Genomic DNA, 23,247 nt, shown 5'->3' with positions numbered 1-23,247 from the left:
GGGGCGTGGTGATGTTCTGGAGGCACGGGTGTCATTGGTCGCACAGGGCCGGCCCGCCGTGCCGCTGGAAGAATGCGACCGGATCGGTTGGCTCCCCGTGCTCTTCGATCTGGAAGTGCAGGTGTGGTCCGGTTGATTCGCCTCGGTTTCCGACCTCGGCGATGAGCGCTCCAGTGCGGACTTGCTGGCCCGCTTGGGTGTGGTTGCGGTTGTTGTGTCCGTAGGTGGTGATGGTCCCGTCGGGGTGCTGGATGCGGATCCACAGGCCGTAGCCGGTGGCGGGTCCGGAGTCGAGGACGGTGCCGCTGCCGGCGGCGAGGATCGGAGTACCCAGTGGTGCGGCGATGTCCAGTCCGCGGTGGAAGCCGGTGCCGCGGGGCCCGAAGCGTGAGGTGCAGTGCCCCTGCACGGGTACAGTCCACTCCCCCGCTGCTGGTGTCCTGGTGCAGGGGTGTCCGTGCAGGGCGGTGAGGAGTTGTCGTGCTGCGGGTTCGTGGCGGGCGTAGGCGTGCGGGAAACCGGAGCGCTGGACTTTTTGTGCGGCGTCGTTGATGCTCATCGCCGGCCAACCGGGCACGGCGAGTAGGTGCCGGTAGAACTGGGTGGCGCTGTAGGCGGGGTCCAGGATCTGTTCTCGTTTACCCCAGCCTTGGGATGGGCGTTGCTGGAACAGTCCGAGGCTGTCGCGGTCGCCGTAGTCGAGGTTACGCAGCCGGGACTCCTGGATGGCGGTGACCAGCGCGATAATCCATCCGCGTTCGGGCACGTCGAGTTGTTTGCCGACCGTGATGATGGTTGTGGCGTTGGCGAGTTGCTCAGGCGTGTAGCCGGGTACGGCGGGCGTCTCGTCCCCGGCGAATGTGCAGCGTGTCTGATGGGTACCGCCGAGGACTGTGGTGACGACGCCGGCAGCGCCAGCGGCCATGAACACGATGAGGACGACGAGCCCGCCCACGACGGCGAGCACGGTCTTGACAAGGGCGGACAGGGCTAATCACCTCGAGACCCGGCGGGGCCCGGGTGCTGGCGGCATGGGCTCGGGCGGCGGGAGCACGCCCTTCGGAGTCACGCCCGCCGACGGGTCGTTCACGGTGCTGGGGGCCGGAAGACTCCACACATCAGCCAAGTCCTGCAAGGGGTACCGAGCGTCGCCTCCGGTGGTGGTGGTGAGGGGCGCCCAGATGGGTTCTGCGGGGCTGGGGTGGCTGGTACCGGGGTCGAGACGATCGGCTGCGGCGGTGGCGACGGGGACTCGGTGGGGTTGGTCGAGGTCGCGCCAGATGCGGTGGAGTTGGCGGCGGACGGTGACTTCGCGGCGACTGGTGGGCAGCCACACCAGCACGGGGGTGGTGATGGCGGTGGCCGTGGCGAGGTGGGCGTAGCCGTGGAGTTTGCGGGCGACGCGGGCCACGGTCTCGGTGCCGAGGTCGAATTCGAGGAAGAACTCGGTCTCCCCGCTCGCGGTGCGCCAACGGCCGTAGGCATCCGGGCGGACGAGGTCACCGAAGTGACGGGCACAGCGGGTTTCCGACCACCACGCACGCAGCACTTCCCCAGGGTGGTAGTGGGCGCGGCTAATGAGGGTGGTGAACCATTCGTTGACGCCGACGGTGTGGGCCAGGCGCTGGTGGTGGGAGATGCTCATGGTCCGATCACGGCGGTAGCCGAGGTCTTTAACGTCCAGCCCGTATTCGCCGGCGAGAACGGCAGCGCCGGCGGGACCGAGGACGTAATGCATGGGTGCGGTGCCGAGCACGATCGCGGGCTGGAAGCGGTCGATGACCGACCACTGGAACAGCTCGCGCAGGCGCTGGCGGCCGGAGCGGAACGACGGGAACGCGCAGGCGGTGATCTGGGTGGCGGTGAGCACGCGGTGTTCGTGCAGCATCCGGATGATCCACTTGTCGCGGGGCGTCAGCCGCCAGGCCAAGATGGCTTGGTGTTCAACGGAGTTGGCGACGCGCGGGGTCGGGCGTGCGGGTTTGAGTCCGTGCAACGCGTGCTGCCGGGTGGGTTTGGTGATCACGGGAAAAGCACCTCCAGACCAGAGAGTCATGGGCAGGCTGATATCGCCGCGACGTGTGCGGAGTCGCGTCGAAGGCTCGTGTGGTGGTCAGGTGTTGCGGCGGGGATCCGCGCTGCGCGCCTGGTGCTCGTCTTCGGTGGTGGGTTGTGGTGCCGGTTGGTGGTTGGTGTTCCGGGCGATGCGGCGGATCTCCCGGGCGCGCCCGGGGATGGGTGGTGGGAGTGGTTGGGTGAGCAGGGTGAAGGGCTCGGCTTCGGCGCCGTGCAGGACCAGTCGCGCTGCGGCGTGGTACACGTCCAGGTGCGCGAGGTCGTGGTCGGACAGCCGTGGCGACGTGTGGCGGGCGAGTTCGCGGGCGTCTTCGGGACTGGCGTTGAAGAAGATCTTGCTGCGGGCGTTGGTGGAGATCCCTTCCTTCAGCTCGCGTGGGAGTTGGCCGAGGTGCTGGTGCGCCAGGGTCATCGCGAGGCGGAATCCGCGGGCTTCGGCGAGCATGTCCTCCATCGGGTAGGGCAGGTTGAGGAAGTTGTGGCACTCGTCGATGACCATGCCCGCGTCCCGGCGCTGGGCTTGCGGAATAGCGGCGCGGGCGGTGGTGGCCTGCCAGACCCGTGCCACCACCAGCGAGCCGACCAGCCGGGTGGTTTCCTCGCCGAGCGTGCCTTTCGGGATCCGCAGCAAACAGATCCCGCCATCGAGGACCTGTGTCATGTCGATGGTGGAGGGTCCGGCGGCGATGGCGTCACGCACGAACGGCCGCAGCAGGAACGCGCGGAGTTTGTTCATCAGCGGCGAGATGACCTGGCTGCGGGAGGCGTCGGTAAGGTCCTCATACCAGGACCAGAATCCTGTGAGGACCGGGTCGGTCACGGCGGCGGTGACCCGGGCGCGGAAGGCGGGCTCGGACAGCAGGGTGGGCAGGTCGGCGAGGGTGGCGGTGCCGTCCTGGGCGCGCAGGGTAAGACACGCGGCGCGCATCACGTCGTCGGTACGCGGGCCCCAGAACGCGGAATAAACCCGGCGGAACACCGACACCAAGTTGTCGACGGTCAGGTCGGTTTCCCCACCATCGAGGGGGTTCAGGCAGGGTGGACGGGTGCGGGCGTCGGCGTCGAAAAGCACCACCCTCTCCGCTGCGGCGCGGGGTAGGCGGGAGAGGACGTCGGTGACCAGGTCGCCTTTGGGGTCGATCACCACGGTGCCGCGGCCGGCCTCGGCGTCGGCGAGGATCATGGAAGCCAGCAGGGTCGATTTCCCGGATCCGGTGGCGCCCAGAACATGCAGGTGGTGCCGGGCATCCGCCACCCGCAGCGCCACCGGGCGGGGATGGCCGGTGTTGGTGACGCCCAGTGGCTTGGCCTGCGGGCCGGGAGTGGCCACGCCCGGTGGTGGGGCGATGGCTTTGGCCCCGGCCCGCTGGATTCCGGGGATGGCGTCATCGGTGGGCAGGTGTGCCAGTGCCGCGAGCTCCGGCACCGACAGCACATCGCCCCGTCGCAGAGATCGCTGGGCGAAGGCGGTATCGGGGTGGCGGAGTCGGCGGCGGGTGTAGTGGTTGTGGCCGGTGTAGGAGGCGAACGAGGCCGCCAATGCGTGCGCCCGGCCCCGTGCCGCCGCTCTCGCCGCGTCGACCTCCGTCGTGGTCGCGGTGCGGGAAAGCAGGGTGGCGGCGGCGTAGCGGATGACGGTCTCGTACTGGCTGCCACGTTGTTTGGTCACGATCGCCCGGTTGGCCGCGGAGTGTTCCAGCGACGTCTGCGGATCACGACGCGCCACCTCCCGGCCGCTGCCGCGATGGCGGGTAGCCCTGCCCGGGGTGATGAGGTCCAGGACCCGGCCTGCCAGGTGACTGCTGGTGTGGGTGTGCCGGGCGGCGCGGCGGGCTTGGGTCAGGCGGCGCCCGGTCACGGGGCGGGCGAGGATGTGCACGCAGGCGTGCTCCTCGCGGTCCAGGCCGACCGGTGCCCCGATCAACGCGCGGATCGGGTCGGCGTCGAAGTCGGTCCGGATCGGCAGCGCGTCCGGTCGCGCGAGCCGGAGCTCTCCGCCGACCAGCACTCGCCGCTGCCCCGCACTGGGCGCGGGCAGGGGTGGTTCGGCGGGGCTGGTGCGGGTGTGTGCCCCGGGCCAGGCCGCTTCCACCGCCCGCTCGACCAGCCCAGGGGGAATGACGCCGGGCACCCACAACCGGATCGCGACACCAGCCTGGGAGAACACGTACTCACACGCCAGGTGAGGTTGGCCGGTGAGAAGGCGTTTCCATCGTGGGCGCAGCAGGCCAACGAGGTGCGCCCACAACGCCGCTCCCCCCGCGGGGTCCACTGTGGGCGGTGCGAGGATCGTCACCATGCGGGCGTTCTCGATGAGGCGCCGACGGCAGCGACCACGCCACCACCAACGCCCGCCCACCACACCGACGAGCCCGACGACGAGACCAGGCGCGGCGATAGGAGCGGCGGCGATCGCCACGTCACCGAGGTACCCGAGGGCGAGCTGCAGAGCACCCCACGGGTCCCGTAAATAGTCTTCGATCCCTCCACCGACCAGGCTGATCACTGCAGACGGCAAGGCGGGCATACCGCACCTCCTCGAGGTGACATGTCCAGTTCAATCGGCACGCGGGTGGTCAGGTTGAGCACGGGAGGCGAATGTCGCCCGCGCCAGTCCCGGGTTCATCGCCGACGAGGTGCGTCGTGGTCTGACCGAGCTCGACGTATCCGGAGTCCATAGTGGATTCCGAGTGTGGGGTGTCGGCGAGTTCGGCGGGATCAGTGGTGACGAGGGCGTGTTCGGTGGGTGAGGCGACGGTGTGGAAGGCCACGCGCTGGGTGCCAGCGGCCAGCAGCCCTTGCCCTTGCTCGGCTGCGAGCAGGAACTGGCGTTCACCGGCGGACAGATCGAAAGTGCGGGTGATCTCCTCGATCGCTTGCGGGGCCTGCCGCAGCAGGATCTGGGTGGCGGCGTTGGCGATGACGGCTTTGCCGAGATCGCTGCCGAGCACATCGGCGGTGTCCTGGGTCGCCACGGTCAACCCGGCCCAGTGTTTACGGGACGCCTTGGCCATCCGGAACAAAAACTCCGCGCCCGCGGGTTGCCGCATCAGCAGCCAGGCCTCATCGACGACGACCAGCCGCGGCCGGCGGAGCACGGGGTGGGTGACCCGCCGCCACACCGCGTCCAGGGTGAGCAGGGTGCCGATGGGTTTGAGTTCCGCAGGCAGATCCCGCAACGAGAACACCACAAGGTGCCCGTCGGGGCGAGTCGTGGTGGGCCCGTTGAACAGGTCCTGGAACGCTCCGTCGACATAGGGGTGCAGCCGCGCAGCGAGATCGGCCGCGACAGTGTGGCCGGTGGCGGTGAGGGTGTCGCGAAGATCGCGGAGGGTGGGGGCGGGGCGGGTCCAGGTGCGGGCATCCGGGGTGATCCCGGCCTGGCGGTAGGTGGCGGCGATCGCCTCATCCAGCACTGCCCGCTCCCCCGCCGACAGTGGCGCGTCGAGGAGCACACTGATCACGGTCTGCAGGAACAGGCTTGCACGCACGAGCGCGTCTCTCGGCGCGGTGCGCGTGCCATCGGCACCGGTAGTGACGGGGAGATCGAAGGGATTGACGCGGACACCGTCGGCACCGAGGTGGAGATAGGTGCCACCCACGGCCTCAGCCAGACGCCGGTATTCATCTTCGGGGTCGATGACAGCGACCTCGACCCCGCGATACAGCGAACGCAGCGCCTCCAGTTTGACGAGGTAACTCTTCCCGGAGCCGCTGCGGCCAAGGATCACACTGTTGTGGTTGTCGGCGGCGAAGCGATCCCAGTGCACCAGCCCTTGACTGCCCACATTGAACCCGTAGAGCACCCCCGCCGGCGCGGACACCGACGTCGGATCGGCCGGAGGAAGGTCGGCGCTGGTGAAGGGGAACGCCGCGGCCAGCGCGCTGGTGTCGAAGGTGCGACGCATCCCGAGTAAATCGAGTCCCATGGGGAGGGTGGACACCCAGCCCTGCAGGCTGCGGTAGGTGGCGGGTGCGGCGTCCAGCAACAGCGACGCCGCCAACGCCCGGACCGCGGCAACCTCATCAGCCAACGCCTCCTGTGTGCTGGCGTGGATCGTGAGGTAGAGGCCGAGGCGGAACAGTTTGCCTTCGCCGCGGGCGATCCGGGCGGAGAGCTCGTAGGCGTCCTCGGTGGCCGCGTCCATCTGCGGGTCCGCGAGGCGGCCATGCTCGGCGGTGTGCCGGCGACCGGATTCCAGTTTCGCCAACTGGTGTCGCAGGCGCCTCGCGGCGGTCGTGGGATCGATCGGTTCGACGTGCAGCGACACATCCAGCCGGCCGGGATAGGTCAACAGGGGCTGCAGCCACCCCGGGTGGACTTCGCGGGGATACCCGGTGATCGCGAAAGACGCAGCCCAGTCCCCGCCGACGGTCACATGCCGAGCCCCGATACTCAGCGCCTCCGGCGCGAACACCACCGAACTCGCTTCCTGTGCGGCACGCTGCCGTGTGCGGGCCCTCATGCCACTCGCCCCCACTCGTCCTCGCCGGCGATATCATCGTGCCGCTCGGGCGGGGTGGTGATGATGTCCTCCGCACCGGCCACAGCGGCGGCGAAAGTGGGCAGGACGCGGTCGGGGTTGCAGGCGGCGGCCAGCACACTGGTGGCTTGCCCCGCATCCAGGACCGTCACCACGATCCCGGCAGGCGCCAGGAGATCCGTGGCTTCGTCCAGCCGTCGTACCAGGCGTGCTTCGGCGGCCCGCCGCGCCGCATCCCCGGGGACGCTCGTGGTGGTGCGCTTGTGGCGCCGCCAGGTGAGAAAACCGGGTTTCGTGGTGGCGTGTTGCAGGGGTTCACGCAGGACGAGCAGGACCTGGCGGCGGAGCAGGTCGGCGTGCCCGGCGAGATAGTTGAGGTAGTCGGCGTGTTCGGCCGCGGCGGCTTCCAGCGCGGGATGTGGCAATCCCCCGGCACGATCTCGAAGGTCGGCGATCTGCGTGGTCAGGTCGAGACGTTCAGCGCGGACGAGCACCTGAATCGGGGAGGTCAGGGAATGCAGATACCGCCCGAAACCGGCCACCAGACCGGCCTGTTCGGCCGGGGTGCGCAGCGCGAAGTTGACCGTCGAGGCCACGGCCACCACCGCCAGCCCATCCGCGCCGAGATCCACCACACCGGCCTCGGCAGCAGATGCGCACCGCACTCCTGTCGCGGGCAACTCCACCGCCCCAAGCCGGGACGCGTCCAGCCCCGGGTGGGAGACGTGGTGCGCGCGGGCGGTCAGCCAGTCCGGGGCGGGCTGCACCCCGTCCGGGGCGGTCACGCGACGCGCGGGGGCCATGCGTTGCCGGAGGGCGGCCACGGCCAGCCGGTCCAGCGACACTCCGTCGCGCTGCCCCAGCACCAGCGCCACGACGAGCGCGGCGATCGGCAGCGCCAGCACCACAAAGACCGGCAGCGGCACGACAGTCCGGGTCGTCAGCCAGCCGAGATACAGCGCCGCGCCGGTGACGGCGAGGATAGCCAGCTGCCGCGCGGTCAGGTTCGCCAGGATGCGGTCTTCACGGTCCACATCAGACGGGATGCGAACCGTATACGACCCGCTTGTCCGGGTCTCGTGGAAGCTCATTGGTGGTCACCCATCCCTTTCATCCGTTGCTGGGTCGCGAGTTGGTGGTGCTGTTCGAGCGCCACACACGGCGCGGGCTGTGGTTCGTGTGTGAGGTCGACGGTCAGCGGCGGGTGACGTTGCGGCAGGAGTGGACCGATCGCGGGGTTCTGGCCGCCGAGCAGCGGCTCGCGGTCGAGGGCTTGGGGGCGTTGCGCGAGGTGATCGACGCGGTGCTGGGCCGCCGTTCAAGCACCACTCAGGCGGGTGAATGATGATCTCGGTGATCAAACTCGACAGCGACGGCTCGGCTGGGCCGGGAGTGAGGCGTGGTGGCCGCGGCCTGGTGTGGCGAGGCGGTGATGGCCGTGGCGAACATGGTCGAATCGGTGCTTGGTCGCGACTCCCGCAGCGGCGGTGGTGCTGGTGAACGGGGCGTCGAAGATCAGCACGGACCACCGGTCGCGGACGGCGGTGGTGTATGTGCGGCAGTCGAGCGTGATGCAGGTCCGCGAGCACGCCGAGTCGACCGCCCGCCAGTACGGTCTGTCGGGCGTGGCGGTCGAACTCGGCTGGATGGCCGAACAGGTCGTCATCGTCGACGCCGACCTCGGAGTGTCGGGCCGGTTCGGCTCGGAGCGCGATGGTTTCCGCGAGCTGATCTCGCGGGTGTGTCTGGGCGAGGTCGGGGCGATCTTCGGGCTGGAGGTGTCCCGGCTGGCGCGCTCGTCGGCCGAGTTCGCGCGGCTGTTGGAGCTGGCGCGGTTGACCGACACGCTGCTCATCGACGGCGACGGCGTCTACGACCTGGGCGACGTCAACGATCGCCTGTTGTTGGGGCTGAAAGGCAGCATGTCGGAGGCCGAGCTCCACCTGCTCGCCGGCCGCTTGCACGGCGCGAAGCTGGCCGCCGCGCACCGCGGTGAACTGCGCGCCCAACTTCCCGTCGGGTTTGTCTACGACCTCGACGGGCAGGTCGTGATCGACCCCGATGAGCAGGTCCGCACCGCGGTGGAACACCTCTTCGCCGAGTTCGCTCGCACCGGCTCGGCGTTCGATGTGGTCAAGGCGTTCGCCGAAACCGGGCGGCTGTTCCCGCAACGCGCCTACGGCGGTGCGTGGGCAGGTCAGCTGAAGTGGGGAAAGCTGGGCCACCACCGCGTACTGCAGGCGCTGAAGAACCCAGCCTATGCAGGGGCCTACACCTACGGGCGCAGCTACGACAAACGCCGTGTCCAGCCGGATGGCACGGTGCGTTCGGCGCGGCGCAAACGCACCCGTGACGAGTGGACCGTGCTGATCCCCGACCATCACGAGGGCTACATCAGCTGGCAGCAGTTCCTGGACAACGAGGCCAAACTCGCTGCGAACCAGACCAACGCCGGCGCCCGCCCACCCCGCGAGGGAAACGCGTTGTGCCAGGGCATCGTCTACTGCGGGGCATGTGGCGCACGAATGGGCACCCGCTACGGCAAGCGCCACTACGTGTTCTACGTCTGCAGCAGCGCCCGCGACCACGCGAAATCGGAGGAATGCCGCTCGGTCGCGGTGTCCACCGTGGACGACGTGGTCGGTCGGTTGCTGCTGGACGCGGTCACTCCAGAGCAGATCACTGCGGCGTTGGCCGTCGCCGACGAGGTCACCGACCGGCACGTGCGTTCGCATCGGGCTGCCGAGCTCGCGGTTGAACTCGCCCGTTATGAGGCTGACCGCGCCGAACGCACCTTCAGTCAAGTTGACCCGGAAAACCGTTTGGTCGCAAGGAGTTTGGAGTCCCGATGGGAGGCCAAGCTCGCCGCGCTGGCCGAGGCGGAGGCAGCGCTGGAGACCGCACGGGCAGCCAAGCCGCCCTTGCCGCCCCGCTCGACTCTGGAGGCGCTGGCGGCGGATCTGCCGCGGCTGTGGGACGACCCGGACACCAGCCCCCGCGACCGCAAACGCCTGCTGCGCACCCTCATCGCCGACGTCACCCTGCTGTCCACCGAGGATCCCCGGCAGGTCCGGATCGGGGTGCGCTGGCACACCGGCGCCACCAACGAGATCACCATCAACCGCAAGGGACCCGGACGCACCCCCGCCACGGCACTGGAGATCATCCGCCGCTATGGTGCGACAAGGACCAGCGAGCAGCTCGCCGAGCAGCTCAACGTCGCCGGGTTGACCACCGGCAAGGGACGTCCCTGGAACACCGAGGCCATCGCGCGAGTCCGTGACACCTACAGCATCCACGCCGCACGCACCGTGGCAGTCCGCGAAGGCGAGGTCAGCATCGCCCAAGCTGCCACGAAGCTGGGTGTTTCGGCCCACGCAGTCGGTAACTGGATCCGCAAAGGATGGCTGCCCGCCCGCCGCGGTGCGGCCGGCCGTTGGTGCATCCCCTGGGACGAAGCCACCCAAGACCTCTACCGGCAACAGGTCGCGAACTCGACCCGCGTCAAGCGAACCCAACCAACACCCGCAGGAGGTGCAGTATGAAACGACCGTCGGGATACGGATGGGCTCGGTCATGTGGGATCACCTTCCCCAGCTGTCGATGCCGGTGGTGGAGCGGGTAGGTCCAGAGGGAGTTCAGGCTGGCTCGGATCCGCTCCAGCCGGGCTCGCGCCGGTGCCGGTGGTGGCCGGCCGAGGGCGGCCGCGGGCGGGGCGCGGAAGGTCGAGCGGCAGGGCGTATTGGCCGTGCTTGCCGGGGCGAACGCCCTTGTATGCCGAGGGCGCCGTGGGTTTCGGGGGAACGCGGCGCGGTCGGCGGGCGCGTGCGTGCGGGTCCACCTCACCGCCGGGGGTGAGCAACGGGCGCTGCCCCGGCACCCGCACCGACCCGGGCTCCGGCTGAACAGCAGGTGGTGGTGGTGTCGGGACGGACTGCGTGATGAACGGTCCCACCAACGGCAGCGGGTACTGGCCGCCCGGCGGGATCTGGGTGGGGATCGCACCGGGGTTGCCCGGTTTCGGCGGCAAGGTCTGCGATCGCGGTCGCCCCGAACGGGTGAACAGCGGCAGCTGCACCGCGCCCGCCGGAGGGCCGGCCTCGGAAACGGGCGGGGCATCAGGGGCGGTGCGGTCGGGATCGTGGCGAGCGTGGATCGGCAGCATGCGCTGCTCACCCGGGCGCGGATTCAGGCGCATCCCGGACGGCCCCAAATCCGGTGGCAGCGCCGAACGCACCGGTTTGCCATCCACGGAGAACAAGGCCCCTTGCCGGACCCCAGCATTGCGCGAAGAGCGTGCCACCGGGGCAGGTTTCGTGCGGTTCTGGAATGGCTGCCGCAAACGGCCCCGCGTAAGTCCGGACAGCGGCAACACATACTGGCCGTCCGCGCCGGCACGGGAGTTCTCATAAGGATCCGCCGCGCTTGCCGTTGTCGCGCCGCGAGAACGCTGGAATCCGGCGATGCTCGCCATGCCGCCCCGGATCAGACCGAAGGTTTTGTAGGCGAGGAATCCTTTGATCAGCGATCCGACGTGGGACCGGCCGCCGCCACGAACAGTGCTTAGAACCCAGAACGGGATTTTGATCAGGATGTAACACATCGCGATAGCGACAAGGAAACTCGACATGCTCAACCACCCTTTTCTCGAGGGGTGTCAGAACAGTGTGACTCCGCCAGGGAGATAAAAGATCTTGATGGTGGCGATGAACGCCAGCGACTGGCAGACCTGAATGGCCAGCAGTCCACCGTAGGCTTTCCACCACCACAAAGCGATCGATTCGACCGGCGCCAACGCATGACACATCAACGCCAACGGCGCACCCACAAGAAGCAGGACAATCAACGCGACCCGGACAACATAGGTCAGCAACACCACGATGATCATGACCGCCAGCACCAATGCCGTGAAAACGGCATACAGATCGCTATACTGCGCCTCTTCAATCGGCAGGTTTCCCCGGAGCGTGTCGGTGAACGCTTGCGCGGTCTGATCGATCCCTGCCTGATCACCACCGAGCACAGCCCCCGAGAGGGCGTTAGCGAACTCGATTCCTTTCCCACCGAAAAACAGCGATAAGTTGGCGGCGGTGAATCCCACCACCAACCGAGGCAGCGTTTCCTTCAGCGAGGTACGACTCTGCACCGACTGATACGCCATGACCACCAGCCCGGCGATCATCACCACCAGCACCGAGGCGGCAATCATGATGCGCTGCGAACTTCCCCAAACCTGCCCCACGACCGGAATCTCATCCAGCCGGGGCGTGACCAGCAGCGAGGTGCCAAGCCAATCCAGCACCCCGTTGAGCGCGGAGGCGGCCAGGTCGGAGAAGAAATCCCAGAACCAGTCCGTCAGAAAGTGCTGCAGCCACCCGCCATGATCCTCACCCTCCCCCGGAACCGCAGGCGCGGTCGGTGCTTCGGGAATGCAGTACTCCCCGTCACATGGTGGCGGCTCCGGGGCCGGCAGTACGGGAACTGGCGGCAGGGGTGATTCCGCCGGTGACGCGGTAGAGCTCGGGCTCGGGGATTGGTCGAGGGACGGCTGTGCCTGTGCGGTGATGGGGCTGCCGGTCAGCGCACACCACCCCACCGCATGCACGACAGCGACGCCTCGCCAGGTGGCTGGGGGTGGGGTCGACACCGTCGCTCACATCCCCAGAATCCCGCGCAGGATCTCCACGACCACCGGTGCCAACGCGGTGAGCCCGAAGCCGATGCCGGCGCTTTTGAACGCCTGCTTGGCCTTTTCCACCTCGCCCGGGTTGCCGCCGGCCATCAGGTAGCGCAGTCCGCCGACGGTCAGGAACACCGTCGCCACCAACGCGAGAATCCCCATGATCCAGTTCCGGGCGTTGGTCAGCACCACCTCCAGATTGGGCGCCAAAGCGAGCACGTGTGTGGTCTCGGCCTGCGCCGCCGACCCCGTCAGTACAAGCCCGACAGCCACGATTTCGACGACCGGCAGCCACCGGTGCGTCGATGCCCGGCGGGCACGCCGACGGGGATCTCGGGGTACTGAAGCGGGTGGGCGGGGCTGGGACTGGCGGGAGCGTGAGGGGGTGGTCAGGCGCATCGGGGAGCCTCCTGCGTCGAAGGAGCCGGCGACGAGATCGCGGAGGGAGCTATTGGTTGTCCCCCGCATCCCTGAACTCCGCTGTCACTGCCCCGCCGGGACATACGTCCCCGGGATTTCTGCGCGAACCCACCGCCACGGTGTGTCACGGCGGCGGGCGGCTCAGTGGTGGTGCGTGCGGCGGCGGTGACGGCCAGGGTGTCCGCGACCTGCACCGCGACGTCCCCGCCGGCATCCCGCGCGCCGTCGGCGTTCTCCGCGCAGAGGTAAGCCAGCAGGCGCAGCTCGGCACGTCGCCGGGTCTTCTTGATGGCCTCGTAGGTGGCCCCGCGCTGCTGGGCGGCCTCGGCGAGCGGAAGGCCTTCCAACCGGGTGGAGCCGATCAGCTCCGCTTCCTCCGCGGTGAGCACAGCGTCGGCGACCGCCCGGGCGAGCACGAAGTCCGGATGCCCCCACGGCTGGCTCGGCGGCGCCGGCAGGAAACCGCTTCCCGACGGAACCGGCGCATCCAAAGCCTCACGAACAGTCGCGTGCCCGGCTCGATAGGCCGCCCACCGCAGCCGCAACATGATCCGCGGCCGACGCAAATCAACACGAGGGAGCTCGGCGAGGAACCCGACGAGTACGGCGGCGTGAATGTCGGCGGTATCGCCGGCGAACCGGGCCGACAGACGCGCGGCGATCCGGGTCAACCCGGGCAGCGCCACACCCACACAGCCGACCGTCCACGTCGCGCCCTCGGTGCGTGAACGCAGCACCAGATGCGCCCACACCGCATCCCGCGTGGCCTGCCCGCACCGACGGCGCAGCAACAGATCCCGCACCTCGTTCAACGGCACCAGACGATCCGGCAACCCGGCGAACAAACGCCCGTCCACACACACCGGATGCGGGCCCGTCACCAACCACGAAAACGCCGACCGCGCCGTATCCAGCGGCATCCCACCACGTCCAGCACCCAACGCCGTGAATCCCTGAAAATCCTTATCCCTGACCATTTCGCGACTCCTTGCAGCGAGCCGATACAACGACCCGGCAAGGACGCCACACCCGGTACTACCGAATTTCTACGACACTACTACCTAACACCGCGTGCACTACTACCTCCGATCTTCATCGGTTCCTTGTCGCGAGTTCCTCGAGCCTTATCCCATCACGAGATTGATCATCACGCGCTGAGTCGGCTTGATCGCGAGATCGCGCCGGTAGTAGCCGGTACGCTGGGCCAACACCCTGCGGTAGTAGCCGTGTAGTAGCGCGAGCGCGCGTCCGCAAGGACGGGATCTCGCGGAAATTCTCGGAGTTCCCAGGAATCGTGCCCGCGTTCCAGGAATCGACGTCGCAGTCTCCCCCCACACACGTCCCACGCGCCGGTGCCGTGCGTGTTCAGCACAGGAGCTACCTGTGAAATGCCGGAAAGAGATACCGCCCGACGCTGATCTTTCTGTGAAAATTCCGGGCGCGTTCTGTCCCTATCCGGGGCGTAGGACGGAGTTCAGGAATGTCACCAGCACCGTGGAGGCATTCCATGAACCCATCACAGCCCACCCCACACACCCCCCGCGCACGCCGCGCGCAGCCGGACCTCAACGGCCCGGCCTATCCATCAGCACCCCGCCGAACCCCACGAACCCCGCGCGAGCGGACGGGCGCGAGCACACCAGCGACCGTGTGGGCCTGCCAGACGCCCCCGATCGATCCCGACGATCCCTGGCCCACCGCGCTCCTAGACAAGATCGTCACGTCCTTCACCACACCGCACGACGAGGTCGTCTTGCTCGACCTGCAGGCCACCACCCGTCCCAAGCCCGCGACCCGCTCCGCTGAATCCGGCGGCCTCGCGACAGCACAAGCCGCCGTCAGCCAACTCGACCGCACCGTCAGCGTCACCCCCACCACCGCCGAGCCCAGCACCAGGCACTCGCCCGGCCAGCCCCGGCCCGGCTTCGCACCCGACGGCATCCCGGACACACCGCTGCCCCGACTCGTGTCAGCGGAAGGCGCAGGCAAGCGCCGCGCGCACTTGGTCATCGCGAGCCTGCCACCGCAGCACGCTGACGCGCGAACCTGCGATCACCTCGCCCAAGTCGCGGCCCGGCTACTGCGCACCGGCGGGATCCTCGCCGTACTCACCCACACCGGCACCGCACAGCGACAGCTCATCGACCCCACCGGCTCCGTCGTCGCGGCGGCACAAAGCGCGGACCTGCTCTACCTCCAGCACATCGTCGCCCTGCTCGTCCCGATCCGGCACGGCCGCCTCCACACCGATAACGACCACCCACACGGCTCCGCGCCAAGCGCCTCCGCAAGGCCGGTGCGGCATCGCCGTGTCCACTCCGACGTCCTCGTCTTCGCCCAACCACATCAGCACGCCGACCCGCTCCCACAATCCGGGCCCGACACCGGCGCCATCCGATGACGTACCCCCACCAACACCCCACTGCCGACCACGTCGACAAGAAGGACATCCCTATGCGCGATCACACCCCCGCCGGGCACCGCACCCCGTCCGCGCCGCACCGCCGGATCACCGTGACACCGCCCGCCCCGTGCCCGCCGGCGGTGTCGGTCTGGGCGACCGCGCAAACCTCCCCCGCCACCCAACGCAAAGGCCGCTACAGCCCCGACTCCACCGCACACCCCGCCAAAATGCTGCCCGCCGTGGCCGCCCACGCCATCGCCCACTACACCCAGCCCGGCGACCTCGTCCTCGATCCCATGTGCGGCATCGGCACCACCCTCATCGAAGCCCTCCACCTCGGACGCCACGCGATCGGCGTCGAATACGAACCCCACTGGGTCACCCTCACCCAAACCAACCTCGACCTCGCCCACCACACCAACGCCACCACCGCCGCCGGCCGCGTGGTGCACGGCGACGCCCGCCAACTCACCACGCTCCTGCCAGCCGAGCTTCACGGCCAGGTCGCACTGGTCGTCACCTCACCCCCGTACGGACCGTCCACCCACGGCCAGGTCACCACCGGCACCGCCGGCGTCCACAAACACCACCACCGCTACGGCAACACCCTCGACCGCGGCAACCTCGCCAACATCGGCCACCACCGACTCCTCGCCGGCTTCACCCGCATCCTCACCCACGCCGCCGTCTACCTGAAGCCCGGCGGGCACGTCGCCGTCACACTGCGACCGTGGCGCGAACACGCCGAACTCATCGACCTGCCCTCCCACATCCTCACCTGCGGCCGCCAAGCAGGACTCATCCCCACCGAACGCTGCGTCGCACTGCTGGCCCGCATCGCCGACAACGACCTCGTCGCCCGCGGCAGCTTCTTCCAACGCGACTTCATCCGCAAACAACGCGACAACGGACTCCCCCTGCACCTCATCGCCCACGAAGACGTCCTCATCTTCACCAAACCCACGAGGTCCTTGAGTTCCGTGGCACCACGGTGTTCTGAACACCCTCCCAGCTCAAGGAGCCGCCAACTTCCCTTCGTGAACACTTCCATCGGAGAACGGGTCGCAGCGGTGGCCGGCGGCGAGCCCGACGGCCGGGCCGCATGAGCACCCCGCCGGTAGCCACATCCGCGGCGACGTTGTCCGTCACAGCCACCCCGGGGCCGGTCCTGGGATCGTTGTGCACCGGCTATGGCGGACTCGACCTCGGCGTCCTCGCCGCGCTCGGCGGAGGCAGCATCGCATGGTGCGCCGATCCCGACCCCCACATCGCCGCGTTGTTGGCGCACCGCATGCCCACCGCCCCCAACCACGGGGACCTCCGCTCGATCAACTGGCGCACGGTGGAACGAGTCGACGTGGTGACCGCCGGATTCCCCTGTCAAGACATCTCCGCCGCGGGGCGGCGCAAAGGCATCGAGAAAGGCGAACGCAGTGGCCTGTGGACCGACATCATGGCTGGTCTTCGCCTACTACGACCACCGCTGTTCGTCGTGGAAAACGTCGCCGCGCTCCGCTGGAAAAACGGTGGCCTGCACCGAGTACTCGGCGACCTGGCCGAAGCAGGGTATGACGCGGCATGGCGAAGCGTCCGCGCCAGCGACATCGGCGCCCCACACCGACGAGAACGCGTCTTCCTCCTCGCCTGGCCCCACCATGAAAACACCGATGATGCCCACACCCACCGCACACGACGGAAACTCCAACGGCATCAGCGCAGCCAGCCGACAGGGTGGCCCCTCCCTACTGGACCATCTACGGCTACTGCCGACGGCGTCGGACGCCAAGAACCGCACCCAACGAACGCAGCAGAGCGGCCCTACACAGCCCGACCAGCCACCGCTTCTCCCCACCCCACGAGCCTCGGACACCGGAACACCCGGACGGCAAGCCGGAACCGGATTCCGACCGCCGCTGTCGCAGCAGATCCTGCCGCTGGTCGCGCCCGAGGCTTTGTTGCCGACACCGCGAGCGACCGACGGCACGAAGGGATGCCCGGCACAACGCGGCTCCAAAGGCGACCTGATGCTGCCCTCCGCAGTCATCCATCTCCTCACCAACCCTGGCAACAACCCCTGACCGATGACGACGCCACACGAAACGATGAGCTGCCGACCACAACCGACGATCACGCGGTGGACTGGGGTGTCTATGCCACCGCGATCCACCGGTGGGAACGAATACTCAGACGCGGCACACCGTTTCCCACCCAGCCGGGCAGACGCGGCCGCCCCGTCCTCTCACCAGCCTTCGTCGAACACCTCATGGGACTCCCACCCGGCTGGGTCACCGACCTCCCGCTGCCCCGCACCGCCCAACTCCACGCACTCGGCAACGGTTCGGGCAAGGGGTTGGTGGTTGTCTCAGCGTGGATGAATCGGCGTCCTGTTGGTGCTGCTCAGGGCGGTTATGGTCCGGCCTTCGTCGTCGTCGCGAGGAAGGCTGTTGTGGATCACTTCTTTGTTTCTGCCGCGAAGGTTCGTCGGTACTTCGCGCCACTGGCGGGCATCGATGTCGACGGGGTGGCGGTGGTCGAACGGGCTGGCGCGCTCGCCGAGGGCACCCCATTCTTCGTGGGACCGGACATGCTGCCGGCCGAACCGTTGTGCTCGTTCTTCTTCGAGATCTCCAAGTCGTTGCAGCCCTCGACGATGGCTGACTACGCGTCCGACCTGATGGACCTGGTCAGCTTCCTGCGCGAGCTGGACCCGCCGACGGATCTGCTATCGGCCACCGAGAACGACCTGATCGCCTACCGGGAGGCATGCACCCTACGCGGGACACGGCCGTTGGCCCCGGCGACCTGGCATCGCCGCCGTGCGGCGATCAACAACTTCTATGGGTGGGCCGTGGCTGCCAAGTTGCTGGCGCAGCGACCGTATTTCCGGCGACCGAACGGCCGGGACGCCCTGTCCTGGGGGTCCGCGCTCGATCTGGACGTGCGATGCCTGACGTTCGACCAGTGGCGCTGCCTCAAACGAGTGGGCCTGCGGGGCGAGTCGCCGGACGGCACGGCGGACGAGTCGTTTCGTGGCGCCGATCCGCTGCGCAACAGCGCGGCGGCGGAGCTGGCGGTGACGACCGGGATGCGGCTTCGGGAGTTCACGTCGCTGTTGAACATCGAGCTGCCCCAGCCCCGTCCGGACGGCGGGCCACATCGGCTGCGGCTGCAGGCGATCGCGAAGTACCAACTGCCCCGGGACGTGCTCGTGCAGCACCCCACGGTGCGGGAGATCGAGTTGTATCGCCGCACCGAACGGGCCGCCGCGGTGCGGCGCGGAGCGGGCGCGTTGGCCCGGCGGCGGGATGAGTTGTTCGTGGTGGACGAGGTGGACACCGACCGGATGCGGCTCTCTGGGCGCCTATGGGGACGCCGCCGCACTTTCGCCGTGCACCTGCTGCCGCCGGTTCTGCGGCGCATCGCGGTCATCGACGGCGAGCACGGGTTGGAGCCGATGGCGCTGTTCGTCGGTCGGGGCGGGCGGATGCTGTCCAAACAACGCTGGGAACAGATCTTCGCCGCCGGGTTCACCCGCGCCTCGCATTTCGCCGCTGGTGACGGATCGGTGGTGATGCCGCGCCGATTCCGGATCCACGATCTACGCCACACCTTCGCAGTGTTGATGTTGCGCGAGCTCACGCGCCTGGTGATCGAGCGGGAGACGAAGCGCCGCGAGGCCGGCGGGCACGGCGGCTACCTGACCGAGCACATCGCCAGGAACCCGCTGCTGAAGGTGCAGGAGCTACTCGGCCACCGCCAACCGTCCTCCACGATGCGCTATCTGTCCTATTTGGACGACACCGATGAGTTGGTGGCCCAGGCGATCGCGCAATGGAACGCCCACGACACCACCTGGGCCGACTACGCGGCCGTTTTGACCGAGCAGGGGGTGCGGTGATGTTGCGACGCGGAAACCGCGGCTCGGCCCGCCGCGCGGCCGGCACGGATATGACCGTCGGCGACCAGCCAGTGCGTGGGGTGGGGGTGCGGCAGGTGATCAGCCGGCACCGGGAAACCCAGCGCTGCTACCGGATTGACCCGGCGGCGTTCGCCTGCCCGACGATGGTCGGGCAGTTGGCCGATGAGTGGGTGGCCTACGCGCGGGCGATGGCGCTGGCCGACGCGGCTCGTTACGCGGCGGCGATCCGCGGATTCGGGGCGTTCGTCGCCGATGCCGCCCATGGCGCGGGGCTCGACCCCACGCTGGCTCGGCTGGAAGACGGGCCGGTCGACCTGACCGAGGCTCTGCATGGCTGGGAATTGTCACTGCAGCAGCGCTACGGCCCGACGTCGAGCCGTCCTTACGAGTTGGTCAACGCGATCCTGACGTTGATCGCGCACCGCGGGGCTCGCGGCGCGGCGGTGAGTGAGCCGTTGCGGGCGCGGGCCGCCGGACGGCCGTTGTCCGGGCGAGGCGCCATCGTCCCGCTGGATGAGTTCTCCAATGCCGAGCGGCTGCGGTTGCGCCGCTGGGCCCGCGCCGACGTCACCGCGTTGGAAGACCGGCTGGCCCGTGGACGGGCACTGTTGGCCCAGGGCGTTGACCCTCGGCTGGGTGGATGGAGTCAACCGGCGAATCTCGTGTGGGCCGCGCGCCACGGCCTGCTGAACACCCAGGCGCTGGCCGCCGAACTGCCCGCGAAGGTCACCGCGTGGCCACCGGCGCTGCGGGCCATGCTGCCCGCCGGCACCGGCACCTATCACGGCCGCTACGGCCTGCTGATGACGGTCGCCGGGTTGCTGTTCCCATCCGAGACGGACCTGCAGCCCTTCCGGGTACTGCTGCTGTTGGCCACCAGCCGGATCACCCCGGAAGAATTGCACGACCTGCGGCTGGACGACATCGAGTTCACCGACGGCGGGGTACGCCTGCTACAGCGCAAGGCACGGGCCGGACGCCACCGTGTCCGCCTGCACCGCGACACCCCCAACCTGGCCAGCCCCGCCGCCGGCGGCGCCCCGTCCGCCGGGCAGGCCAGCAGCGACAGTGACGAGCACGGTGACGGTGAGGGCGAGCCGGAGATCGAAGCGCATCGCGGGCACGGCCGCTGGGACGTTCCTGGTCTACTGCGGCGCCTGCTCGCCACGACCGCCACCACGCGCGAGGCGTTCGACGCCCAGCCGTGGCTGTTTCTGGCCGTGGAGTCCCGGGCTCGGCGCACAATGCTGGGCGCGGCGGTGGCCCGGTTCAAGCGAGAACCGCGCCGGTTCACCCACTGGATCGTTGCCCACCAGCACGCCGAGCCCCCCGGACCCCAGCCCGACGCATCGACCACCGCCGCCGAGTCGGCGGACGAGTCACCTCAGCCGGTGATCTCCCTGCCGCACGACGTGCGGCGCTTGCGCAAGACCGCCAAGACCGCACGGGTGGCCGCGCTGGGCGGCACGCTGTCGGATCTGGCCGGCGACGACCACCACGTGGAGGTCTTCCGCGGCCACTACGCGCATGGCACCACCGCCCACGTCCTGGCCGCCAGCGCGATCAATCAGGCGCAGGACAAGGTGTTCCGCCGCGCCGCCGATCACCCCGTGTTTCTCGACACCGACGTCCAGGACCGGCTAGGCAGCCCGAACACAGCGCCCGACACCGCCGCCGAGGTCGGGTTGACCGCCGAGCAGGCCACCGCCATCGCCACCGGGGCGGCGGATATGGGGCTGACGCACTGCCGCGATCCCTACGACTCGCCCCACACCCCCACCAGCGGCGTCTGCCATGTCGCACCGGCGATGTGTTTGCTCTGCCCGAATGCGGTGGTCACCACCGCGCAACTGCCCCGGCTTCTGCGGCTGGCCGAGCACATCGATGTCCAGCGCACGGCGCTGGACCCGCGGCAGTGGCAGGCGTTGTGGGGCCGGCAAGCCCGCGCCCTGGCCGAACTGTTCGCCGAGATCCCCGACCTGATCGAGGCCGCCCGCCACCTGCCACACCGGCCCGAGGACGAGCTGGACCTGCCGTTGGGCATGAGGACGGAGTACCACCGATGACCAACAGCAACGACACCGCCACCGCAGCCGCCCCTCCGTCGCCGGCCGCAGGGATCGCCTCAGCCCACTTCGGCGCCGACGAACCGATCTTCGCCACCCACCCGGACTGGTCGACCAAGGAGACCGGGCCTCGCTTCGGCGACCCGGTCTGGGCCGCCAGCGCGCTGCGCCGCCCGGCCAACAAGCTGGCCAGCGCCTGGACACTGCGATTCCCCCAGGAAAATCCGATCTGGAACCTGCGGCTGCGCGAGATCGCGTTCAGCCTGCTCAACCCGCACCACCGGGTCCTGCGCCAGGCCGGGGTGTTCCCCGCAGCGCGACCGGCCCGGTTCGGGACCGTGGCGCAAACCTGCCACCAGCTCACTCTGCTGACCCGGTGGGCCATCGCCACCCACAAGCCCGCCGACCTGCGGCACTGGGCCGACGAGGACTTCGACGCCTTCCGGGATCATCGCGCCGGCCAAGTGGGACCGTCCTCGGTGACCAACGCGGTCACCGCGATCCGGCACCTGATCGCCCTGGCACCGGTGCTCACCCACGGCGGGCCAGCGCAGGACCCGTGGCCGGGACGGTCGGCTAACCAGGTCGGTCGCCGCCCGGCCCGCATCGACTTCGCCACCCCGTCGATCCCGCCGGAGACCTGGTGGCCGCTGCTGCACGCGGCCTGGACCTACATCCACGTCTTCGCCGGTGACCTGCTCGACCTGCGGGACCGGATCACTCAGCCAACCCCCGCCCCAACCAACGCACCGCGTCGGGCAAGCCAGGCGATCAGCCAGGACTACGACCAGATGCTGCGCGCTTGGCTGGCCGAGCCCGCCAACCTGATCCCCGTCCGCGGGCGTGCTCACAGCCGTAACGGCGCGGCTGGCACCGTGCTCTGGGAATCGTTGGCACGCATGGTCTTTGGTCCCGAGTCCCTCCATGCCTTCAACCCCAGCAGCCCCGCCGCGCAGCGACGGCGAGAGATGGTCAAGCCCGTCGCCGCGTCCGGCCGCACCCGCATCGCCGACAACGACAAGGATTCCGCGATCGTGTCGTTGCCCTGTCCCGGGTTCGCCACCGTCACCCGACCCGACGGCACCCAAGGCCCGTGGCACACCAGGATCACCCGGGAACAACTCGCCCAAGAGCTGCGGATGCTGCGCGCCGCCTGCTACGTGTTCATCGCGGCACTGTCGATGATGCGCGACTCCGAGCTCCAGGAGATCCAGCGCGACGCGGTGACCACTCACTACGGGTCACCCGCGGTGATCTCCCGCAAGACCAAGCACGACCCGGCCACACCCGAGTCACGGTGGTGGATCATTGAACCGGTCGCCGAGGCGATCGCGGTCGCCGAACGTCTGTCCGGGCACCCCACGCATCTGTTCGCAAACCTCCGTCACCCCGTCGCGTCCTCCTCGCGCAGCCGCGCCAACGGCGACCCCGGTATCAACGCGGCCAAAGCGATCGACACGTTCATCAGCCACGTCAACACCCACCAGCACCGCACCGGTCTGCACCCGATTCCCGCATCCCGAGTGCGGCCCCACATGTTCCGCCGCACCATGGCCATCCTCGCGGGCGCTGAACCCGACTCCGAGATCGCGTTGGGCCTGCAACTCAAGCACGCCGCCCGCCGCGCGCTGGCCAACCGCACCACCCCCGGCTACTACAGCGCCGATGAGAACTGGATCGCCGAGTTCGACACTCAACTGGAGACCGCCGCCGCCCGCAGACTTGTCGACCTGCTCCAGCGCCGCCGCAACGGCGAGGCCGTGGCGGTCGGCCCCGGCGCCGCCCGGCTGCACTCCGGGCTGGATAACACCCTGGCCCAGCTGAACACCCAGCCCGAGCTGCGGGCGCACCACGCCGACCATCGCGCCGAAATCACCTTGCTGCGCGACGAGTTCACCGACCTGCACTTCGGCACGATCAACCACTGCATCTTCGACCCAGCACAGGCGGCCTGCCAAAACGCCCTCCCCACTGAGAAACGCGGCCACACACCGCTACTGGGCGCCTGCCAGCCGGCACGCTGCCGCAACTCCGTCGTCACCGACGCCCACACGCCGATCTGGGTGGCCGAAGAAGCCGACCTCACCCGCATGCTGACCCACCGGCGGCTCGCGCCGCCTCGACGCGAAGCCCTCCAATCCCGGCTCGCCGACGTCCAGCTCATCACTCGCGCCCTCACCCGGCAGGAGAACAACTGA

Annotated in this window: 16 protein-coding genes and 1 pseudogene; 8 read left to right on the top strand and 9 right to left on the bottom strand. The window is 69.0% G+C overall.

The genetic code is table 11. The features are described from left to right. Positions 1-31: 31 nt before the first annotated feature. The 5 genes from FDZ84_RS29035 to FDZ84_RS29015 all read right to left on the bottom strand — a co-directional run bounded on the left by FDZ84_RS29035 (position 32) and on the right by FDZ84_RS29015 (position 7,651). A complete protein-coding gene (locus FDZ84_RS29035; protein WP_168588455.1) occupies positions 32-967 on the bottom strand; it encodes a M23 family metallopeptidase in 936 nt (311 codons plus the stop codon). A gap of 27 nt (positions 968-994) precedes the next feature. Continuing rightward, positions 995-2,026 (bottom strand): replication-relaxation family protein, encoded by a 1,032-nt coding sequence (locus FDZ84_RS29030; protein WP_168588454.1) that lies wholly within the window; start codon positions 2,024-2,026, stop codon positions 995-997. Positions 2,027-2,113: 87 nt separating this feature from the next. Beyond that, entirely contained in the window at positions 2,114-4,603 is a 2,490-nt protein-coding gene (locus FDZ84_RS29025; RefSeq protein WP_168588453.1) for a type IV secretory system conjugative DNA transfer family protein, read from the bottom strand. Between the two features lie 49 nt (positions 4,604-4,652). Continuing rightward, positions 4,653-6,542, bottom strand: coding sequence for a VirB4 family type IV secretion system protein (locus FDZ84_RS29020; protein ID WP_168588452.1), 1,890 nt, complete (start codon positions 6,540-6,542; stop codon positions 4,653-4,655). Continuing rightward, positions 6,539-7,651, bottom strand: a complete 1,113-nt coding sequence (locus FDZ84_RS29015) for a PrgI family protein (protein ID WP_168588451.1) — start codon at positions 7,649-7,651, stop codon at positions 6,539-6,541. The genes FDZ84_RS29020 and FDZ84_RS29015 overlap by 4 nt, the downstream gene beginning before the upstream one ends. Positions 7,652-7,653: 2 nt before the next feature. Here FDZ84_RS29015 and FDZ84_RS29010 point away from each other — a divergent pair, with 2 nt between their 5' ends. Then, a complete protein-coding gene (locus FDZ84_RS29010; RefSeq protein ID WP_168588450.1) occupies positions 7,654-7,905 on the top strand; it encodes a DUF5372 family protein in 252 nt (83 codons plus the stop codon). Between the two features lie 118 nt (positions 7,906-8,023). Further along, positions 8,024-10,105: a recombinase family protein gene (locus FDZ84_RS29005; protein WP_210435192.1), complete on the top strand. Its 2,082-nt coding sequence runs from the start codon at positions 8,024-8,026 to the stop codon at positions 10,103-10,105. A gap of 29 nt (positions 10,106-10,134) precedes the next feature. Here FDZ84_RS29005 and FDZ84_RS29000 read toward each other — a convergent pair whose 3' ends face one another. The 4 genes from FDZ84_RS29000 to FDZ84_RS28985 form a co-directional block, all read right to left on the bottom strand. Beyond that, positions 10,135-11,190, bottom strand: a complete 1,056-nt coding sequence (locus FDZ84_RS29000) for a hypothetical protein (protein ID WP_168588449.1) — start codon at positions 11,188-11,190, stop codon at positions 10,135-10,137. Between the two features lie 27 nt (positions 11,191-11,217). Beyond that, positions 11,218-12,165, bottom strand: a complete 948-nt coding sequence (locus FDZ84_RS28995; RefSeq protein ID WP_246868510.1) for a hypothetical protein — start codon at positions 12,163-12,165, stop codon at positions 11,218-11,220. A gap of 48 nt (positions 12,166-12,213) precedes the next feature. After that, entirely contained in the window at positions 12,214-12,513 is a 300-nt protein-coding gene (locus FDZ84_RS28990) for a pilin (protein WP_371812698.1), read from the bottom strand. Positions 12,514-12,629: 116 nt separating this feature from the next. Continuing rightward, positions 12,630-13,637 carry a hypothetical protein gene (locus FDZ84_RS28985; RefSeq protein WP_246868509.1) on the bottom strand — a complete coding sequence of 336 codons (1,008 nt, stop codon included), beginning with the start codon at positions 13,635-13,637 and terminating at the stop codon, positions 12,630-12,632. A gap of 530 nt (positions 13,638-14,167) precedes the next feature. Between FDZ84_RS28985 and FDZ84_RS39510 the strand changes: the two genes are divergently transcribed. From FDZ84_RS39510 to FDZ84_RS28955, 6 genes and pseudogenes are all read left to right on the top strand, one after another. Then, a complete protein-coding gene (locus FDZ84_RS39510) occupies positions 14,168-15,061 on the top strand; it encodes a hypothetical protein (RefSeq protein ID WP_246868508.1) in 894 nt (297 codons plus the stop codon). Between the two features lie 53 nt (positions 15,062-15,114). Further along, positions 15,115-16,170, top strand: a complete 1,056-nt coding sequence (locus tag FDZ84_RS28975) for a TRM11 family methyltransferase (protein ID WP_246868507.1) — start codon at positions 15,115-15,117, stop codon at positions 16,168-16,170. Beyond that, positions 16,167-16,697, top strand: a pseudogene (locus FDZ84_RS39505) (DNA cytosine methyltransferase); the annotation flags it as partial. The gene FDZ84_RS28975 and the pseudogene FDZ84_RS39505, both read left to right, overlap by 4 nt. 630 nt (positions 16,698-17,327) lie before the next feature. Beyond that, positions 17,328-18,962 carry a site-specific integrase gene (locus FDZ84_RS28965; RefSeq protein ID WP_246869246.1) on the top strand — a complete coding sequence of 545 codons (1,635 nt, stop codon included), beginning with the start codon at positions 17,328-17,330 and terminating at the stop codon, positions 18,960-18,962. After that, positions 18,962-21,049, top strand: coding sequence for a hypothetical protein (locus tag FDZ84_RS28960; RefSeq protein WP_168588448.1), 2,088 nt, complete (start codon positions 18,962-18,964; stop codon positions 21,047-21,049). The genes FDZ84_RS28965 and FDZ84_RS28960 overlap by 1 nt, the downstream gene beginning before the upstream one ends. Next, positions 21,046-23,247: an integrase gene (locus FDZ84_RS28955; protein WP_168588447.1), complete on the top strand. Its 2,202-nt coding sequence runs from the start codon at positions 21,046-21,048 to the stop codon at positions 23,245-23,247. Before FDZ84_RS28960 ends, FDZ84_RS28955 begins: the two co-directional genes overlap by 4 nt.

It is taken from the genome of Saccharopolyspora sp. ASAGF58, assembly GCF_012277335.1.
In the GTDB taxonomy this organism is placed as follows: Bacteria; Actinomycetota; Actinomycetes; order Mycobacteriales; family Pseudonocardiaceae; genus Saccharopolyspora; species Saccharopolyspora hattusasensis.
The sequence above is the reverse complement of the archived record's forward strand: the minus strand, read 5'-3'. Positions and strand labels throughout refer to the sequence as shown.